This is a genomic window from Kitasatospora sp. RG8 (genome assembly GCF_017813315.1).
GTDB lineage: Bacteria > Actinomycetota > Actinomycetes > Streptomycetales > Streptomycetaceae > Kitasatospora.
In genome coordinates this window covers 175,696-194,061 of the sequence record NZ_JAGIYX010000002.1, presented here as the reverse complement: position 1 = coordinate 194,061, position 18,366 = coordinate 175,696, and the positions used below count along the sequence as shown (strand labels likewise).

Genomic DNA, 18,366 nt, shown 5'->3' with positions numbered 1-18,366 from the left:
GGGCGGCGGGAGTGCGCCTCGGCGGGGTGGGTCAGGAGAGCAGGCCGTTGTAGTCCGGCAGCTTGAAGGTGCGCTCGGCGTGGCCGCCGTTCAGGTCCGTCCAGTTGTTGCCGACGCTGGCGATGATCGTGTAGCCCTCGTTCTCGATCTCCGCCCGCTCGTCCGTCTTGTACTGCTGCACCGGCTTGAAGAGGTCGCCCAGGTCGCGCCCGTGCAGCTCGTCCACGGTGTAGCCGGCCTTCTCCAGGCTGTACCGGGTGACCGGCTCGATGAAGTCCACGCGCGCGGTGACGAAGATGACCGCGACCCCGCGCGCGTGGGCGTACTGCGCCAGCTCCACCACCGGCGGGATGCCCGGCATCGTGAACGGGTGGAAGTGCGTGGCGAGGGTGGAGTTGTCGATGTCGAAGACGATCGCGGGCCGCTCGTCCGTCGGCTCGGCCGTGCGCTGCTCGACGTAGGCGCGGGCGGGCGCGATCGCGGCGGCGACGTCGGCCAGCCACTGCTGCTCGGTCACCGTGCTGCCGCTGCTCGCCGCGGGGGCGGCCGGGGCGGCGACGGCGGGGGTGGTCGGAGCGGCGACGGCGGGGGTGGCGAGACCGGCGGTGATCGCGGCCGTGAGGGCCGCGGTGGCGACGAGCTTTGCCTTGATGCTCATGTCTGGAACTCGGCTTTCAACGTGATGGACGGATGGTCGGTCAGGTGGTCGGTGTGGCACTCGGGGTCGGGCTGCGGTACGAGCCGGCCACGATGGGCCATTCCTGGTGGTAGAGCTTGAACGGCACGTCCTTCTCGAACAGCGGGGTGCCGAGGACGGCGATCCTCGCCAGCACGGCCCCGTCGACGTCGAGCCCGCCGTAGAGGCCGACGCTGCCGTCGATGCCCGGCTTGACGCCGCCGCTGTCGAGCGCGACCGTGGCGGTGCCCTGCACCTGGGCCCGCAGGTACGGCCTGACGGTCGCCTTCACGCCCAGCGCGTCGTACAGGGCGACCGAGCCCTCGGCGACCAGGGCGCTGCGCACGTCGGCGGAGCCGGTGAAGGTGGCCCTGACCGGGGTGACGGTGGTGCTGATCGGGTCGGTGGCGCTGTGCCAGCCGGCCGCCTTGGTGTAGTCGGCGTGGATGGCCCAGGTGCCGTCGACGGTCTGGGCGACGTCGACGCCGACGGTGCCGTCGGCGCTGACCTCGGCGTAGACCGTGAGGTTGAGGGTGATCACGACCGGGAGCGCGCCGACCATCACGGTGGGGGTGGCGGTGAGGGTGGCGACCGGGATCCTGACCGGGCCGGTGGAGCCGGCGAGTCCGGCGGTGAGGTGCCAGTCGGCGTGGGCGCCCAGGTCGAAGCCGACCTTGGCCTGCTCGGGGGCGAGGATGCCGTGGGTGCCCTGGTAGGAGAAGACGACGCTCGGGTCGAGTTCGAGCGATCCCGTCAGTGCGGCCTCGGAGCCTCCCGGCAGCGGGACGGTGTCGTTCGCATCGAGCCTCAGCGTGGCCGAGGCCGAGCCGCTGCCCCCGTCGGGCTTGGGGACGTAGGAGACCTTGAGGTCCTTGACCCTGGGGGTGACGTGGATCTTGTGCGGATCCAGCGCGGCCTTGATGTTGGCCCAGGTCTGCCCGAGCAGCTCGGCGATGGTGGCCGGACGGGTGTCGACCTGCACCTTCCCGGCGCCGGCGGGCTTGACGGCCGTGATGGCCAGCAGCGCGCCCTGCGGCGCGGCGGCCGACGGCGGGCTGTCGATCAGCCGGCCGGTCTGCACGGCGGCGGTGGTCGCTGCGGTGGCGGACGGGCTCGGGACGCCCTTGCCGTCGTCGGCGACGACGGCGAGCACGGCCTTGCCGGTCTGCCGGTCGTACGAGGTCAGCTTGAGGTCCGCCGCCCCGGCCGCGACGGTCGGCGTCCCGGACGGGGCCGGGGTGGCCGCCGTCGGAGCCCCGGAGGCGACCGTCGCGGCCGACGGCGCGACCGGGGAGGGGACGGCCGACGGCACGACCGCGGAGGGGACGGCCGACGGCGCGACCGGGGAGGTGGTGGCCGACGGCGCACGGTCGGCGGCCGGGGTCACCAGGGTCACCGAGGGGTTGCCGCCGGGAGCCGGGAGGCACCGGCGGGCTCCCGTCGGGCGGTACGGGCACGACCTGGGCGACGGTGCCGAGGTCGGCGGGCTGGGCTGTCGGGCCGGTCGGGTCGCAGGCGCTCAGCGAGAGCACCACGGAGACGACGAGCGCCGGCAGCGCGAGGGTGCGCATGGACATGCGGAGGGTCACCTTCGGCGTAAGGCGGGCAGGGAAGCCGCCCGGCATGCGATCAACAGGATGTCAAGGGCATGCCAGGCGGCGGCGCGGCAAGGCCCCCCTCAGGAGGAACCCGAGGGGGTCCGGGAGGCTACCGGTCCATCGAGGGGGCCACTCGGGCTGCGGCCGAAGTCCGCCGTCGGCCGGTGCCGCGAAGGCGAGTTGCCCGTCGAGGCCTTGGCTCGGCGCCACAGGGGAGACGCCAGGAGCCACCCGTCGGCACCCTAAAACTAGAACCAGTAGTTTTGCCTGGCGAGAACGTACACTAGCCCACGACGAGGACCAATACCGGGGGGTAACCACCAGCGGACGAGAGGACCAACAGATGGGCAGGCCGTCACGGCCCCTGCTGACCCGGGACGGAATCATGCGGGCCGCCCTCGCCCTGGTCGACGAGGAGGGCGCCGCCGCACTCTCGACCACCCGCATCGCCGCCCGGCTGGGCGTCAAGGGCCCGTCGCTCTACAACTACGTCTCCAGTCGCGACGAGATCATCGACGGCATCGGCGACCTCATCGTCGCCGAGATGGAGCTCGATCCGGCCATCCGGCCGTGGACCGCCGCCCTGGACGCCTGGGCCCGCTCCTACCGCGCCGCCCTCGCCCGCCACCCGAACATGGTGCCGCTGCTCGCCTCCCGGCCGACCCGCTCCGCCGCCGCCCTGCAGGCGTACGCCTGCGCGTTCACCACGCTGCGCGCCGCCGGCTGGCCCGAGGAGCACGTACTCGCGGTCGTCCAGTCGATCGAGTACCTCCTGATCGGCTCCGCGCTCCACCTCAACCAGCCGCACGACGCGGCGTGGACGGACGAGGCGCTCCCACCCGGCCTCGAACCGCTGCGCAACGCCCCGACCGACTTCCGCGAGCAGGCCTTCGAGACCGGCCTCGCCGCACTGATCCGCAGCTACCAGGAGACCCTGAACGACCTCCGGGCCCCGCACAACGGCTGACACACCGACGGCGTCGCGGCCGACACGACAGTCCGGTCGAGGGTCAGGCCGTTGACGGTCACCGAGCGTTCGAACGCCATGTCCGGGTGAGGGCGGAGCCGGCGATCGCGCCGCCCCCGACCAGCCGGGCGACGGTGTCCCTCGACCTCGGCCTGGAGCCGGCCGCGGGGGTACCGGACAGTCCATGGCGACGTTTCAACGACTCGCCGACGCTCTCCTGCGACCGGCCGTCCCTGCTCCACGACACCGGCCGGTCACCGGCCCGACGATCGTCCCCACCGGGTGGCCTGATCCGGTCGCGGGAGTGTGTAGGTTGGCTGCCCGCCGCCGCTCGACCGGCCGCGCTCCCCCACCCCCACCCTTCAGGAGGCCCCGCCATGCCCGCACTCCCAGGTCTTCCCGCCGCCGCCCGCCCGGGCGCGGAGCCGGCCGACGCCGCAGCCGTGTGGCAGGTGATAACCGCCATGTACGAGGCCTACGCGGCCGGGGACCGCCCGCGGATCGACGCCTGTCTCGACCCCGAGGCCACCGTCTGGGACTCCGGGACCGCCGAGCTGCTCTTCGGAAAGCCGGACCTGGACCGGGTGCGGGAGGCCCGCCCGGCTACGGGCGAGGGCCCGGTGGAGACCGGGCTGGAGCCGTACGGACAGGTGGTGGACGTCTTCGGTGACATCGCGGTGCTGCGCTTCTGGCTGCGGGTGGATTTCGCGCCCGACCCGGACGCCGGCGAACTGCGCCCCGAGTCGGTCCGCAACACCGCCGTCCTGCGGCGCGGCGAGGACGCCGCATGGCGCATCGTCCACCTGCACGAGGACGTGCAGCAGCCGGGCGGGGTCCCGGTCGGGGATCACTGAACCGGGCGCGGCGCACTGTGGCGGACCGCCACCCGTGCGCCGCGCACAGCTCCTCCCGGAGGCCCCGGACTAGCGTCCTCGGCGATCCCTTGGAGAAAGCCGGGAGGCGGCATGACGTATCGGGTGGCCATGGACATCGGTGGGACGTTCACCGATGTCGTCGCCTATGACGAGGACAGCGGTACCTTCTTCGCGGCCAAGGCGCCGACGACGCCGGGAGACCTGGCGGAGGGGGTCTTCGCCTCGCTGGGCCGGGCGGTGGACTCGCCCGGCGACATCTCCTTCTTCGTGCACGGCACGACGCAGGGCCTCAACGCCCTGCTGGAGCGCAAGGGCGCCCGCGTCCTGCTGCTCGCGTCGGCCGGCATGCGGGACGTGTACCACATCGCCCGGGGCAACCGGGACCGGATGTTCGATCTGCACTACCGCAAGCCGAAGCCGCTGGTCGACCGCTGCGACACGGTGGAGGCGGGCGGCCGCCTAGACTGGCGCGGCGCCGAGCTCGAACCGCTCGACGAGGACGCCGTGCGGGCCGCCGCCCGGCGCGTGAAGGACGAGGGCTTCGACGCGGTCGCCGTCTCGTTCCTCTTCTCGTACGTCAACCCGGACCACGAGCTGCTGGCCGCGAAGATCCTCGAGCAGGAGCTCGGCGAGGACGTCGTCGTGGTGCTGTCGCACCAGGTGGCCGGCGAGTGGCGCGAGTACGAGCGGACGTCCTCGGCCGTCCTGGAGGCCTACACCGGCCCGGTCGTGCGCCGGTATCTGAGCCGGATCGAGGGGCGGTTCGCCGAGCACGGCCTGACCGTCCCGGTCCAGGTGATGCAGTCCTCCGGTGGCATCGTGAACGCCGCGCACGCCCGCCGCCACCCGCTCCAGACGCTGCTGTCCGGGCCGGTCGGCGGCACCATGGGCGGAGCCGCGGCGGCGGGTCTGCTGGGCCGGCCCAACGCGATCTGCGTGGACATGGGCGGCACCTCCTTCGACGTCTCGCTGGTCCTCGACGGCCGCCCCGACGTCTCCAACGAGGGATCGGCGGACGGCTTCCCGGTCCTCATGCCGCTGGTCAACCTGCACACCATCGGCGCCGGCGGCGGCTCCCTCGCCTACGCGGAGGCCGGCGGGCTGCGCGTCGGCCCGGAGTCGGCCGGCGCTGTGCCCGGGCCCGCCTGCTACGGGCGCGGCGGCACCCGGGCCACGGTCACCGACGCCAACGCGGTGCTCGGCCGGGTCGATCCGGAGTGGTTCGCGGGCGGCCACATGACGCTCGACGTGACCGCGGCCCGGCAGGCCGTCGGCACCCTCGCCGGCGAACTCGGCCTGGACCCGCTGGAACTGGCGGGCGGCATCTGCGACGTCGCGAACGCCAAGATGGCCCAGGCGATCCGCACCCTCACCGTCGAACACGGCCTGGAGCCCCGGGAGTTCGTCCTGCTGGCGTTCGGCGGGGCGGGCCCGATGCACGCCGTCGAGATCGCCCGTGAGCTCGGCATCCGCGAGGTCGTCGTTCCGCGTTTCCCCGGGGCTTTCTCCGCCTGGGGAATGCTCGGAACCGAGGTCCGCCGCGACCTGACCCGGCAGTTCTTCACCTCGGGCGACGACCTCGACGGCGAGGCCATGGCCCGGGCCCTGGCCGGCCTGGAGGACGAGGCGCTGGCCGAACTCGCCGAGCAGGGCGTCCCCGTGGAGCGGCGGCGCGTCGAGCACGTCGTCGACATGCGGTACGCGGGCCAGGACTACACCCTCGCCGTGCCCCTGCTGTTCGCTGCCGAGCCGGCCGCCGACGACTTCGTCACCACCGCCGCCGCGCGCTTCGCCCGACTGCACGAGCGCCGCTACGGGCACGCCACACCCGAGGCGCCCGTCGAGTTCGTCACCCTTCGCAGCACCGCGCTCGGGGCACTGCCCGAGATCGCGGCCGTGCCGTACACCGCCGACGAGAACACCTCCGACACCGTGCAGCGGCGTCAGGTCGTCTTCGGCGGTCGGCCGCACGACACCGCGGTCCTGCGCCGCGAGCGGCTGGCACCCGGCCGGCGCGTCGACGGACCCGCCGTCATCGTGGAGGCCACCTCCACCACCGTCGTCCCTCCCGACTCGTCGGTCACCGTCGACGAGAACGGCTTCCTCGTCATCGAGGTCGGAAACAAGGTTGGAGCCACGGCATGACCGACGCCGGCACCCGGGCCATCGACCCGGTCACCACCGAGATCATCCGCTGCGCGCTGCTGCAGGCCGCGGAGGACATGAACACCACGCTCATCCGGTCGTCCTACACGCCCACCATCTACGAGGCGAAGGACTGCGCGGTCGCACTGCTCGACCGGGACCACAACGTGCTCGGCCAGTCCTCGGGCCTGCCGATCTTCCTGGGCAACCTGGAGGTGTGCACCCGGGCCACCGAGGAGATGTACGGCGCTGAGGTCTGGCGTCCCGGCGACGTCTGGGTCCTCAACGACTCCTACATCGGCGGCACCCACCTCAACGACGTCACCGTGTACGCCCCGATCTTCGCCGACGACACCGCCGACGGCGGCGAACTCATCGGCTTCGCCGCCTCGCGGGCGCACTGGATCGACATGGGCTCCAAGGACCCCGGCGGTTCGATGGACTCCACGTCCATCTACCAGGAGGGCCTGCGGATGGGCCCCCTGAGGATCTACCAGGGCGGCGAGCCCTGCGAGCAGGCACACGCGCTGATCGCCCGCAACGTCCGCTTCCCGCAGCCGACGCTCGGCGACATGCGCGCCCAGGTCGCCTGCGCCCGTACCGGCGCCCGCCGGTTCGCCGAGATCGTCCGCCGCTGGGGATCGGAGACCGTCCTCGCCGCGCGGGACGCGATCTTCGCCCAGACCGAACGGCTGGAGCGCGAGCAGATCGCCGCCATCCCGGACGGCGTCTACGTGGCGACCGGCCACCTGGACAACGACGGGATCGACCTCGCCACCCCGCTGCACGTCACCGTGCGCGTCGAGATCTCCGGCGACCGGATGACCATGGACGTCACCGACTGCGCCGACCAGGCCACCGGCCCGGTCAACTGCGGTGCGGCCCAGACCGTCGCCGCCTGCCGGGTCGGCTACAAGCTGCTCGTCAGCGGCGACGTCCCGCTCAACGGTGGATCGTTCAGGCCGCTCGACGTGGTCACCCGGCCGGGTTCGATGCTCGCCGCCGTCGAGCCGGCGGCCTGTCAGTACTACTACTCCCACCTCGGGCTGGTCATCGACCTGGTCGTCAAGGCGCTCGCGCCCGCGGTACCCGCCCGGGCGGCCGCCGCCAGCTACGGCGACTCGATGATCGTGCAGTTCACCGGGACCGACCCGCGCAACGGCAGGCTGTTCGTCTCCCAGGAGGCCACCGTCGGCGGCTGGGGCGCCTGGCAGACCGACGACGGCGAGTCCTGCCTGATCAACAACGTCAACGGCTCCCTGCGGGACATGCCCGTCGAGGTGCTGGAGACCCTCTTCCCGGTGCGCGTCACCGAGTACGCCGTCCGCCCCGACTCCGGCGGAGCGGGCCGCACCCGCGGCGGCAACGGCGTGGTGCGCGAGTACAGCTTCGAGGCCGACCAGAACCTGTCGCTGTGGTGGGAGCGTTCGGTCACCCCCGCCTGGGGCGTCTTCGGCGGCGGCGAGGGCGCACCGCCCCGCGTCGTCCTCAACCCCGGCCGGGACGACGAACGCGAACTGCTCAAGGTCAACGCGTTGGCGGTGCACCGGGGCGACGTGCTGCGCTGCGAGAGTGGCGGGGGCGGCGGGTTCGGCCCGGTCGCCGAGCGCCCCGCCGAGGCCGTACGGGAAGACCTCCGGCAGGGCCTGCTCACCCGCGAACGGGCGGCGGCCGCCTACGGCGTGGACGTCTGACGTTCTGCCCCACCACCCCTGATCCGGGCCCGGTTGCCGACTCCCCCCACTCGGCGACCGGGCCCCTTCCCGTGGCGCCCTCCCTCAGGACTCCGCGAGCAGGACGCGGCAGGCCAGGTGCAACGACAGCCGCTGCGCCGGGTCCTCCGGGTCGAAGCCGAGCGAGCGAATGCGCTCCATCCGGGCCGACACCGTGTTCCGGTGCACGCCCAGGATCTCCGCCGCCGCCGACGGGGCGGCTCCCTGGTCCAGGACCACGGCCAGCGTGCGCAGCAGCGTGCCGTCCCGGTCCGCGCGCAGGAGCGGACCGAGCACGACCTCGGCGGGCCGTCGTAGCGTGTCGGTGGGGAGCGCGGAGAGCAGCTGGGCCGGTCCCATGCGGTCGGCGCGGACCACGGAGCCGGGTACGGCGGCGACCGCCGCGGCGGCCCGGGCATCGGCGAGTGCCGCGCCGAGGGTGTCGGGGCCGGCGGCCGGGCCGGCCACTCCCCCCGCGACCGGCAGGTAGGCCGCCATGGCGCGGACGGTCGAGGCCAGTTGTGCCTCGGCCTGCCGCAGCCAGACCTCCGGGCCCGCGTCCGGCTTGTCGGCCGCCGCGGAGCACCAGGACACCCAGCAGTCCCCGGACGCGACGATCGGCCCGCCGGTGCCGTGCCTGGCCCAGAGCGCACGCAACGCCGGTCCCGGCTCCGGCCCGGTCCCGGCATCCACGGCATCCACGGCGGGCCGCAGGGCGAAGGCGATCAGCGGACCGGACAGTGCCCAGCCGAGCGCCGCCGCCTCGGTGCGGGTCCGGGCGTGAGCCTCCTCCCCGCTGCTGTTGGCGCCCGTCAGCCGATGCAGCAACAGCTCGCTGCTACGGCCCAGTTGCTCCTCCGCCAGGCGTCGAGTGGCGGACCACGCCATCAGCTGCGCGACCGCCAGCCGCAGCACCGCCGCGACCGTCGTCGCCCAACCCACCGTCTTCGAACGGGAGTCGGCGACGAGCACGGCCAGCGGCCGCCCGTCGGGCCCCGGCACCTCCACCCGCACGGCATCCGCCGCTTCCAGGACGGCCCGCCGCCCCGTCAGCAGTCCGCCGACCGGGTCGGTGAGCGCCACCGACGTCGCGGGCAGCACCGCGTGCAGCGCCGCCAGCACGCGGTCGGCATGCGGTCCCGCGTCGGCCAGGCGCTGTGCGGCCTGGGCCAGCAGCGCGGTGCGCCCGGCATCGGGCCGGGACACCGCGGCGGCGATCCGTACCGCGCCCTCCAACGCGTCCTCGCCGATCAGCAGCAGCGGCACCCCGAGCCTGTCCGCGAGGGCGCCCGGCGGATGCGCGGCCACCGCCGCCTCGGGCACGACGACGCAGGCGGCCGCGTGCTCCCACGCCTTGCGCAGGGCCATCTCGACCGTCCAGCCGGCTCGGGCGAGCGCGTCGGTGAGGACCACCGCCGTGTGGGGGCGAAGGCCGTCGAGGTCCTCGCGCCGGTCCACGATCCGCACGTCGAGGACCTCGACGTCGCGCCCGGCCTCACCGAAGAGGCGCACGCCGGGCAGCGGGCCGTACTGAACCAGCTCGGCCACCGTCATCGGCGCCGGCAGGTCGGAACGTCTCACCATGGCGCCTCCTCCGGTCCTCGGCTCTCCTCGTCCCCGCCGGGGCCCAGCAGGACGAGTCCGCCGGCGGCAGCCAGCCGGCGGCCCTGTTGCGAGTGCCAGGCGGGTGCGGCCGGGATCACGACGATCTCGACCTCGATGCCCGCCACGGCGCGTTCGACGTCCAGCACGCGCTGGTCCGCCACCGAGAGCATCAGGATCTGGTCGGGCGCCGCCGCGACCGGCGCGCCGTCGGCGAGGACCAGCAGCACCTCGTTGTGCGCCTCCAGCCGGAACCGCCGGTGCAGCCCCTCGGTCTCGGAGACGACCACACTGGTGGGCCGTGACGGCAGGCCCGCCCTCCCGACGGTGTCCGGCCCGGGCGATGCGGGATGCTCCACGGCGGTGATGCGCCCGGTGCCCAGGCGGCGGGGCCGCGGCTGCCAGGGCGCGAACGGGTCCCCCTGCGCGCGCCCCGCCGCCAGGGCCCGGCTCACCGTGCCGGGGACGGCGGCGGTCGCCAGTCGTTCACCGTCCATGGGGTAGCAGGCGGCGACCGCCCAACCGCCTGCCGCCAGGACCAGCGGCCGGACCAGTTCCTCCACGCGGCTGACGGCGGCCTCCACGACGACCACGTCCCCGGCCGGCGTGGCCAGCGCGACCGGGGCGACATCGATTCCCGCGATGGTGAACGTCGTCTGCTCCAGCAGCGGGAGCACGCGCCCGCAGCCGTCGCCGTCCACCAGGGGCAGGCCGCACGACGCCGCCGTCACCACGGAGAGCAGGGCGTTCTCGGCCGCGGTGTTGAGTGCGACCACGGCGTCCGCCGCCCGCCCCAGGTGCCGTTCCAGCGCCTGGACGGCCCGGCGCGGTTCCTCTCCCGTGGGCAGGTGTTCGGCGAGTGCGGCCGAGGACCCGAGCAGGCTGACGGTGACGCACAGCCGTTCGGCACCCAGAGCCGCGGTGTCGAGCAGCGGGACCGGCCCGTGCTCGCCGATCGCGGCTCGGGCCCATTCGAGACTCGCCCGGTGCGAGGACTGCTCGGCCCCGGCGGCGAGCACCAGCGCCCCCTTCGCGAGTTCCTCCAACCGTGCGAGGTCCAGCACGACCGGCAGGTCACGCTCCTGGGTCATGACGGCGATCCCGTCGGCCGGCCGAGCGCGCGGGCGCGCAGACGGTGGACCCCCTCGGGGAGGTACGAGACCGGGGTGTGAACGGCGAAGGCGAGGCGGGCGGTGGCCGGGGCGGCACCCGCGGCGACCACCCGGGCCATGGCCTGGTCACCGGCGAGGCCGAGGAACCGGTCGAGTTCGGCACGGCTGCCGGCGACGGCGACCTGGTCGACCTCGACGGCGATCTCGGAGCAGGCGGCCCCGTACGCGGCGGTCGCGACAGCGGCCGCCGGATCCGGGGTGCGGACCGGGACCAGCCAGGGCTCCCCGCCGGCGGCGAGCAGGACGGCTCCGGGCGTGCGCCGCTGGACTCCGGCCGCCAGGGCGGCCACCTCCTCGGCACCGGCCAGCGACCCGTCACCGCGCGCCAGGACGTCGGCGCGGATCCGGTCCAGGTCCAGGTCGACGCCGCCGAGGCCGGGACCGGCGTCGGAGCGTTCCGCTTCTCCGTCGGTCACGCTCACGCACCGGATCTCCTCGGCGCCGACGTCGACCACGACCGCACGCCCGGCCCCGGCCGCGAGTGCCGCGCCGCGCACCGCGCTCGCGGTGGTGGAGGCGGTGGCGAGGACCGGGTAGCGGCGGAAGTAGGAGGCGCAGACCAGTCCGCCGGTGTTGCGGGCCAGGAAGAGCGGCGCCCGGACGCCGCCGGCTCGCAGGGCCCGTTCGGCCGTGTCGGTCAGGCGCACGGCCCACGGCCGCAGGGCGGCGTTGAGGACCGCGGTGTTCTCGCGCTCGCGCAGCCCCGACCGCCCGAGCTCGTACGACAGCGTGATCTCCGCCCCGGGCACGGCCTCGGCGATGGCCTCGGCAGCGGCCAGCTCCGGCGCGGGGCGGGTGAGCGCACCGGCCGCCGCGACCGCGAACGCCGTGACGCCCTCGGCGGCGGCCTGCCGTGCGAAGTCCACGACACCCACCCGGTCGAGCCGGGCGAGCCGTCGGCCGGTCAGCGCGGAGCCGCCGTCGACGACCCGACGGAGCGGGCCGACCGCGCGGACGGCCCGCTCGGGCCAGCCTGCGAGCGGCCCGAGCGAGGGGTGACAGGGCGGGGAGATCCGCAGGGTGGCGACCGGCCGCAGCCGCAGCGGCCCGCGCTCCAGGTCGGTGGTGAGGGCGACGGCGTCCACCTCACCTGCCCGGCCCTCGGGCAGCGCGGCGAGCACCGCGCGCAGGCAGTCCCCGGTGCCGGGGACGCTGCCCACCACCGCCCGTGCCACGGTCTGCCCACCGGGCGCGACCAGCACGGCGACGGTGGTGGCGCGTCCCACGTCCACTCCCAGTCTCACCCGCATGATCCTGTCACCGTCTGTCCTGGTATGTCACTCCAGCCTGGTATGTCACTCCAGCTCGCGGCCCTCGGTCTCCGGCAGCGGCACCGCCACGACAAGGGCCACCACCAGGAACGCGGTGATGAACAGCACCGTGGACTCGAACCCGGTCGCCCGTGCCAGCAGGTAGCCGACCACCGACGGAGCGACGGAAGTGGAGAGCAGCTGAGCCGCGGTGGCCCAGGAGTAGCCGGTACCGCGCAACGCGGTCGGGTAGAACTCACCGTTCCAGGTGTTCCAGACGCCCCACGCGCCGAGGCTGAAGAACGACAGCGCGAAGTTGGCGACGTACAGCTCGGTGAGGCTTCCCGCGTAGGCGAACGCCACTCCGCTGACCGCGGCGGCCCCCACGTATGGCAGGAAGACCTTCTTCCGGCCGAAGCGACCGGTCAGGTACGACGCCGAGACGTAGCCGGGGATCATGAAGAGCGCGCTCAGCGCCACGAAGCCGAGGCTGCCGGACATGCTCAGCCCCCTCTCCACGAGCAGGGTGGGCAGCCAGGTCTGCAAGCCCCAGTAGCCCCAGTTGAACGCGAAGTTCACGACCAGCATGAGCACGGTGATGCGCAGAAGCCGTCCACGCAGCAGCGCCAGCGGGTTGCCGGCCCGCTCGGGCTCGACGACCGCGAACGTGGTGCCCTCGGGCACCTCGGCACCCAGCCTGAGCAGAACCGACCGGGCCTCGGCGTGCCGCCCCCGAGCCGCCAGCCAGTACGGCGACTCCGGTACCCAGGCCCGGATCGCGAACACCCACAGCCCCGCCAGCGCGCTGGCGATCGCCACGACGTGCCAGCCCGCCCCGGACAGCGCCTGGGTGACCCCCACGGCGGCGAGCACACCGACCGGCCAGCCGATCGACAGGTACACCGCGGCCCGCCCGCGCATCCTGGACGGCAGCAGCTCCATGAAGTACGGGAAGGTGATCGTGTAGATCCCGGCGAGGGCGATCCCGGAGAGCACCCGGCCGGCCATCAGCGTGGCGAAGTCCGGCGAGAACGCGCTGGCCAGCGCCACCACGCCGTACGAACCGAGGCTCCACAGGCACACGGCCCGCCGCCCGATCCGGTCGGCGACCGGCCCCCAGACCAGCGAGCCGGGGATCATGCCCAGGGCCACGGCCGAGAGGACCCACCCGATCCGCCCCTCGTCGATCGCGAGGGCGTCGCCGAGGTCGGCGGAGACGTAGACCAGCGCGAGCTGCTCCCACGACTCGACGACGAAGGCCATGAACAGGGCGAGGGCAACCATCACGTGCGCCCGCCCGAACGGCATCCGTTCGAAGTAGGCGCCCACGGGCTGCGGACCGCCGACCCCGTCCGGGACCTCGGCGACTCCGGACTCTACTGAGACTGCGCTCATCGGCTGCCCTCCTGGCACTGGTACCGACAGACACACCATCGGACACGGTGTGGCGATGTGAATGCGGGCACCCTAAACAGGTCACCACGCCCGCAACCGTGCTCCGGGCACATATCGGGGGGCCGCGAGTATGCCCGGAGCACTGGCAGCGGCGCGGCGCCGTGACGGGAGCGCGGCGCCCTGGCCAGGAACCCGTCGTACCGCGCTGTCGACGTGCGACCGCTACCGGCTCGTCCCGACCGGAAGCAACGCCGGCGGTGCCGAAAGCAGCGTCGGAAGGCAACGCCGGCGGCGCCGGGCCGGGCGCGAGCCGATCACCGGGGGCTCGCCGGAGGCGAGCCCGCCGATCGGGCGGATCTTCGGACATGCACGTCAGCGGGCCGGGTGGCAGCGTGGGAGGGAGACTCGGATGTGCGGGGACCGCCCCGACGCAGCGAGAGGCCAGCCAGTGCAGCGAAAGGCCAGCGAGGCCCTTGGCGGCGAGGAGACGGGCGAAGCGGCGAAGCGCCGGTCGCCATGGCGTCGGCTGCCCTCCCGGCTGCGGGTGCGCAGCGTCGCCGGGCAGGTGTTCCTGTGGATGCTGATCGTCGTGGTGATGCTGATCGGCGCCGCGCTGACGGCGCTCATCCTCCAGGCGCGCACCAACAGTACGAACGGGGCCGAGCAGCGCACCCGTGCCGCGGCGGTCACCTTGGCACAGGTCCCGATGGTGGTGACCGCTCTGGACGGCGCCGACCCGTCGGCGACACTGCAGCCGCTGGCCGAGGACGTCAGGAAGAACGGCGGCTTCGACTACGTCGTGATCTTCAGCCGCGAGGGAACCGCCTACACCGCGCCCAACCCCGAGGAGATCGGGACGCACGTCGTCGGCGCGTACGGGGCGGCGTTCAAGGGTCCGTTCACCAGCAGCTTCGGCACCCCCGTCGGACGGGTCGTGGACACCACCGCGCCTGCCACCAGGCCGGACGGTTCGGTCGCCGGGCTGGTGTCGGTGGGCTACACCGTCGCGCACACCGGCGCCGATGTGAGCCGGCAACTGCCGGTCCTGCTCGGCGGCGCGGCGGCCGCGCTCGCCGCGGGCACGGCCGGGGCGCTGCTGGTGCGGCGGCGGCTGCGCCGCCAGACGCACGGCCTGGGCCCGCCCGAGATGACGCGGATGTACGAGCACCACGACGCGGTGCTGCACGCCGTCCGCGAGGGCGTGCTGATCGTGGACGCGGACACCCGGGTGCTGCTGGCGAACGACGAGGCCCGGCGTTTGCTGGAGCTACCGCCCGAGGTGGAGGGACGGCCCGTCGCCGAACTCGGCCTGAACCCCGGCCTGGCCGAACTGCTGGCGTCCGGGAGGGCCTCGACCGACGAGGTGCACCTGGCCAAGGACCGGCTGCTCGCCGTCAACAACCGTCCCACCGCGCCGTTCGGCGGAGGGCCCGGCAGCGTCGCAACCATCCGGGACACCACCGAGCTGCGAGCGCTGGCCGGGCAGGCCGAGGCGGCGCGGGCCCGGCTGCAGCTGCTCTACGACGCCGGACTGCGGGTCGGCACCACCCTGGACATCGTGCGGACCGCACAGGAGCTGGCCGACGTGGCGGTGCCCCGCTTCGCGGACTTCGCCACGGTCGAGCTGGCCGACCCGGTGCTGCGCGGTGACGAGCCGCCGCCGGGCACGGGCACGGCGGGTGGCCCGGAGATCCGCCGTACGGCCGTCAGCGGCATCAGGGACGACTGGCCGCTCTACCCCGTCGGGTCGCTGATCAGCTTCGTCCCCGCCACCCCGGAGGGCGCCGCCCTGGAGAGCGGGCACGCCTCACTCGCCGCCGACCTGCACCGGGCGCAGGCGTGGCGGGCGCGCGACCCGGAGAACACCGACCGGATGCTCGCCTACGGGATCCACTCGCTGATCTCCACGCCACTGCAGGCGCGCGGCCTGATCCTCGGAGAGGTCAACTTCTGGCGTACCGGGGAGTCCGAGCCGTTCGGGGAAGAGGACGTCTCCTTCGCCGAGGAACTGGTCACCCGCGCGGCGATCACCGTCGACAACGCCCGCCGTTACACCCGCGAGCACCGCATGGCCGAGACGCTGCAGCGCAGCCTGCTGCCCCACGGCCTGCCCCAACAGGGCGCCCTGGACGTCGCCTACCGCTACCTGCCGGCGCAGCAGGGAGCCGGCGGGGACTGGTTCGACGTCATCCCGTTGCCCGGCTTCCGCGTGGCACTCGTCGTCGGCGACGTCGTCGGCCACGGCCTGCACGCCGCGGCCACCATGGGCCGACTGCGCACAGCCGTGCTCAACTTCTCCGCCCTGGACCTGCCCCCGGACGAACTGATCGCCCGCCTCGACGACCTGGTCGTCCGGCTCGACCAGGGCGAGGCGGCCGCGGGGGAAGGCGACGACGAGGGCGAGCGGTCGGCCGTCACGGGCGCCACCTGCCTGTACGCGATCTACGAACCGGTCTCCGGACACTGCACCATGGCACGGGCCGGCCACCCACCGCCCGCACTGGTCCACACCGACGGCGCCGTGGAACTCGTCGACCTGCCCGCTGGCCCACCCCTCGGCGTCGGCGGCCTGCCCTTCGAAACCACCGAACTCCAGCTGGCACCCGGCACCGCGCTGGTCCTCTACACCAACGGGCTGCTCGAGACCCGCGACCGCGACCTGGACGACGGGCTCTCCGCACTGCACGCCGCCCTGACCGGCACCCGAGCCGGCGGATCCCCCGAGGAGACCTGCAGGGCCGTGTTCGACGCGCTGGTCCCGCCACGCCCGAGCGACGACATCGCGCTCCTCATCGCCAGCACCCGCCTGTTCGAGCCCGACCAGGTCGCCACCTGGGACGTACCCGACGACTTCGCCGCCGTCTCCCGCATCCGCACCGAATGCGCCGACCAGCTGACCGCGTGGGGCCTGGAGGAACTGACCTTCACCAGCGAGCTGATCCTCAGCGAACTGATCACCAACGCCATCCGCTACGGCACCCAGCCGATCCGCGTCCGCCTGCTGCGCGACACCAGCCTGGTCTGCGAGGTCTCCGACGGCAGCAGCACCGCCCCGCACCTGCGCTACGCCGCCAGTACGGACGAGGGCGGACGGGGCCTGTTCCTGGTGGCGCAGATGGCCGAGCGCTGGGGAACCAGGTACACGGCCCGGGGCAAGGTCATCTGGTCCGAACAACCACTGATCACACCGGCGCACCAGTTCGAGGCCATGCTGCTCTAGCCCGGCCCGCGCGCACCCCGCCCCCACCCGGCCGTCAGCCGCCGCCCGACGGTGCCGGTCCGACCGCACGCGCCGTCTCCGCAGAGGCCTCCGACCCACTCCGCGGGAGGAATGGCACACGCATGTGGCACCAGATCGCATCTCACCAGGTCAGCGCACCCGCCCCCGCGGCTTCAGCGGGAGCGCGGGGAGCTCCGGGGCCCGCAGGCGGGCGCCGTCGTAGCCGTGGACGTCACCGAAGCGGGAGGTCTGCCGACCGGTAGATCGCCCGGCTGCTTGTCGAGTGTGGGCGTCGTCGGCGACCGGACGGGGCAGGCTGGCGGCCCCCGTCGACGGGTTTCAGAGCCGACCGACGGTCCGGGCGGGCAGGGGCGGTGCGCCGCCCGCGCACGCCCTTGCCATCGTTCGCCCGGCCGTCGTGTTCGAGGCCCAGCGGGTCTCCGGTTCGTAGACCACAGCGGTCCAGGTCGTGATCATTCCGGCGGCACCGCATCGACCCAGAACCGCCTCCACGGCCGCCGAACCGGTGACCTCATCCGCCGTGCCGGCCAGCGCCTCGAACCCGCCGTCACCACCGCCATGGGCATCCCCGCCGAACTCGCCGCGCACCCCCGGGTCGCCGGCATGCTCGACCGCTTCGGCGCGGCCCTGAAGGATGTGGCGCCGAGCAGTCCCCATGCGCAACTGTGGAACCAGTACACCCACGACCCCCGAAGGACACCCGCGTGACGGAGCCGGACCTGCGCCACTTCCCCGAACTGACGCCCCTCGCACGCCAGACGCTCATCGACCTCTACTCGGATGTCCGAGCGCCACTGCTCCACCTGCCCAACTACGCCGTCCCCACGTTCGCCGAACGCCTCGACCGCCACGGCGGTGAGCCCGGATTCGAAGCCGTCCTCGGGTACGACCAGGACGAGCCGATCGGCTATGCCTACGGCAACACCATCGAATCCGGAGACCGCTGGTGGACCCGGTTGGCTGAACCAATGACTTCCAAGCTCACCGCAGACCCGGTGTTCGCGCTCAAGGAGCTGGGCGTCCGCTCGCCATGGCGCGGTACTGGCGCCGCTCACCGCATCCATGAGGAACTCGCCGGCAACCGCCCCGAGAAGTGCATCACTCTCATGGTCAACCCCGCAGCCGGGGACGGCAAAGTGCTCGCGCTGTACGAGGCTTGGGGTTACAAGGCCTTCAACAAGGTCCAGCCGAACCCTGATGCGCCGCCACTCGTGGCCATGATCCGAACTTGCATCATCTGAAGAACGGTCGGCACCTTACCCGGATCGCAATCCTGCATCCGCAGCCGGCCGGCAGGCGCAGGCGCGGACCGCGTCTTGGCCTCGTCCGGGACGTGCAGTGGGGTGCCGTACCGGCCATGTCGGGCAACCTTTCCGCACCGCCTTCCCCAGACCATCCAGAACCAGGTCCTCGCCGAGGAAGTACCCGCGACCGCCGGCCCCGGCGTCATCCGCGACAACACCGCGCTCGCCGCCTCCCTGGCGGAACTCCGGCAACTCGGCTTCGGCGTCGGTCGCCAGGAGGGCATGGCCGGCTGGGACTCCGTGGCCGCACCGGTCCTGTGGCGGAACTCGATCACGGGGCGCCGTCCTCATGCTCAAGCCGAGCAGCGAGATGCCCGCGGACCTGCGACCGCTGATCTACCACACGCTCAAGACAGCCGATAACATCAGCCGGCTCACCGCGACGCCCCTCTCTGGCGTCGTACAGGCACCGCACCCACCGCCGACGCT

At 73.5% G+C, this 18,366-nt stretch carries 13 protein-coding genes and 1 pseudogene; 6 read left to right on the top strand and 8 right to left on the bottom strand.

Annotated features, from left to right (window positions below):
* Positions 1-31: 31 nt before the first annotated feature.
* Together J5Y04_RS43140 and J5Y04_RS03800 are read right to left on the bottom strand one after the other, a co-directional pair.
* Positions 32-658: an HAD family acid phosphatase gene (locus J5Y04_RS43140; RefSeq protein WP_209410331.1), complete on the bottom strand. Its 627-nt coding sequence runs from the start codon at positions 656-658 to the stop codon at positions 32-34.
* A 40-nt stretch (positions 659-698) separates the two neighbouring features.
* Entirely contained in the window at positions 699-2,072 is a 1,374-nt protein-coding gene (locus tag J5Y04_RS03800; RefSeq protein ID WP_209410330.1) for a hypothetical protein, read from the bottom strand.
* A 545-nt stretch (positions 2,073-2,617) separates the two neighbouring features.
* Here J5Y04_RS03800 and J5Y04_RS03795 point away from each other — a divergent pair.
* The 4 genes from J5Y04_RS03795 to J5Y04_RS03780 all read left to right on the top strand — a co-directional run bounded on the left by J5Y04_RS03795 (position 2,618) and on the right by J5Y04_RS03780 (position 7,955).
* Positions 2,618-3,241, top strand: coding sequence for a TetR/AcrR family transcriptional regulator C-terminal domain-containing protein (locus tag J5Y04_RS03795; RefSeq protein ID WP_209410329.1), 624 nt, complete (start codon positions 2,618-2,620; stop codon positions 3,239-3,241).
* A gap of 377 nt (positions 3,242-3,618) precedes the next feature.
* The gene (locus J5Y04_RS03790; RefSeq protein WP_245204214.1) at positions 3,619-4,095 is read left to right on the top strand and encodes a DUF4440 domain-containing protein; all 477 of its coding nucleotides are present in this window, start codon (positions 3,619-3,621) and stop codon (positions 4,093-4,095) included.
* 111 nt (positions 4,096-4,206) lie between these two features.
* A complete protein-coding gene (locus J5Y04_RS03785) occupies positions 4,207-6,261 on the top strand; it encodes a hydantoinase/oxoprolinase family protein (RefSeq protein ID WP_209410328.1) in 2,055 nt (684 codons plus the stop codon).
* Positions 6,258-7,955, top strand: coding sequence for a hydantoinase B/oxoprolinase family protein (locus J5Y04_RS03780; protein ID WP_209410327.1), 1,698 nt, complete (start codon positions 6,258-6,260; stop codon positions 7,953-7,955). Before J5Y04_RS03785 ends, J5Y04_RS03780 begins: the two co-directional genes overlap by 4 nt.
* Before the next feature lie 84 nt (positions 7,956-8,039).
* Here J5Y04_RS03780 and J5Y04_RS03775 read toward each other — a convergent pair whose 3' ends face one another.
* From J5Y04_RS03775 to J5Y04_RS03760, 4 genes are read right to left on the bottom strand one after another with little or no spacing between them, the layout of a single operon-like run.
* Complete coding sequence (locus J5Y04_RS03775; RefSeq protein WP_209410326.1) at positions 8,040-9,557, bottom strand: helix-turn-helix domain-containing protein; 1,518 nt, start codon at positions 9,555-9,557, stop codon at positions 8,040-8,042.
* Complete coding sequence (locus J5Y04_RS03770) at positions 9,551-10,666, bottom strand: DUF917 domain-containing protein (protein WP_209410325.1); 1,116 nt, start codon at positions 10,664-10,666, stop codon at positions 9,551-9,553. The genes J5Y04_RS03775 and J5Y04_RS03770 overlap by 7 nt, the downstream gene beginning before the upstream one ends.
* Positions 10,663-11,991, bottom strand: a complete 1,329-nt coding sequence (locus tag J5Y04_RS03765; RefSeq protein ID WP_209410324.1) for a hydantoinase/oxoprolinase family protein — start codon at positions 11,989-11,991, stop codon at positions 10,663-10,665. Before J5Y04_RS03765 ends, J5Y04_RS03770 begins: the two co-directional genes overlap by 4 nt.
* A 51-nt stretch (positions 11,992-12,042) precedes the next feature.
* Positions 12,043-13,392 carry an MFS transporter gene (locus J5Y04_RS03760; protein WP_245204212.1) on the bottom strand — a complete coding sequence of 450 codons (1,350 nt, stop codon included), beginning with the start codon at positions 13,390-13,392 and terminating at the stop codon, positions 12,043-12,045.
* 409 nt (positions 13,393-13,801) lie between these two features.
* Between J5Y04_RS03760 and J5Y04_RS03755 the strand changes: the two genes are divergently transcribed.
* Complete coding sequence (locus J5Y04_RS03755) at positions 13,802-16,612, top strand: SpoIIE family protein phosphatase (protein ID WP_209410323.1); 2,811 nt, start codon at positions 13,802-13,804, stop codon at positions 16,610-16,612.
* Between the two features lie 150 nt (positions 16,613-16,762).
* On the opposite strand, the pseudogene J5Y04_RS03750 reads toward J5Y04_RS03755, so the two are convergent.
* Both J5Y04_RS03750 and J5Y04_RS03745 read right to left on the bottom strand, forming a co-directional pair.
* A pseudogene (locus J5Y04_RS03750) lies at positions 16,763-16,861 on the bottom strand (pirin family protein); the annotation flags it as partial.
* A 90-nt stretch (positions 16,862-16,951) separates the two neighbouring features.
* Positions 16,952-17,317, bottom strand: a complete 366-nt coding sequence (locus tag J5Y04_RS03745; protein ID WP_209410322.1) for a hypothetical protein — start codon at positions 17,315-17,317, stop codon at positions 16,952-16,954.
* 20 nt (positions 17,318-17,337) lie between these two features.
* Between J5Y04_RS03745 and J5Y04_RS03740 the strand changes: the two genes are divergently transcribed.
* Entirely contained in the window at positions 17,338-17,874 is a 537-nt protein-coding gene (locus tag J5Y04_RS03740; protein ID WP_209410321.1) for a GNAT family N-acetyltransferase, read from the top strand.
* Positions 17,875-18,366 lie beyond the last annotated feature (492 nt).

Coding starts and splice junctions, on each gene's coding strand:
- J5Y04_RS43140 (WP_209410331.1), bottom strand. CDS start 658: ATGAGCATCAAGGCAAAGCTCGTCGCCACCGCGGCCCTCACGGCCGCG.
- J5Y04_RS03795 (WP_209410329.1), top strand. CDS start 2,618: ATGGGCAGGCCGTCACGGCCCCTGCTGACCCGGGACGGAATCATGCGG.
- J5Y04_RS03790 (WP_245204214.1), top strand. CDS start 3,619: ATGCCCGCACTCCCAGGTCTTCCCGCCGCCGCCCGCCCGGGCGCGGAG.
- J5Y04_RS03785 (WP_209410328.1), top strand. CDS start 4,207: ATGACGTATCGGGTGGCCATGGACATCGGTGGGACGTTCACCGATGTC.
- J5Y04_RS03780 (WP_209410327.1), top strand. CDS start 6,258: ATGACCGACGCCGGCACCCGGGCCATCGACCCGGTCACCACCGAGATC.
- J5Y04_RS03775 (WP_209410326.1), bottom strand. CDS start 9,557: ATGGTGAGACGTTCCGACCTGCCGGCGCCGATGACGGTGGCCGAGCTG.
- J5Y04_RS03770 (WP_209410325.1), bottom strand. CDS start 10,666: ATGACCCAGGAGCGTGACCTGCCGGTCGTGCTGGACCTCGCACGGTTG.
- J5Y04_RS03760 (WP_245204212.1), bottom strand. CDS start 13,392: ATGAGCGCAGTCTCAGTAGAGTCCGGAGTCGCCGAGGTCCCGGACGGG.
- J5Y04_RS03755 (WP_209410323.1), top strand. CDS start 13,802: ATGTGCGGGGACCGCCCCGACGCAGCGAGAGGCCAGCCAGTGCAGCGA.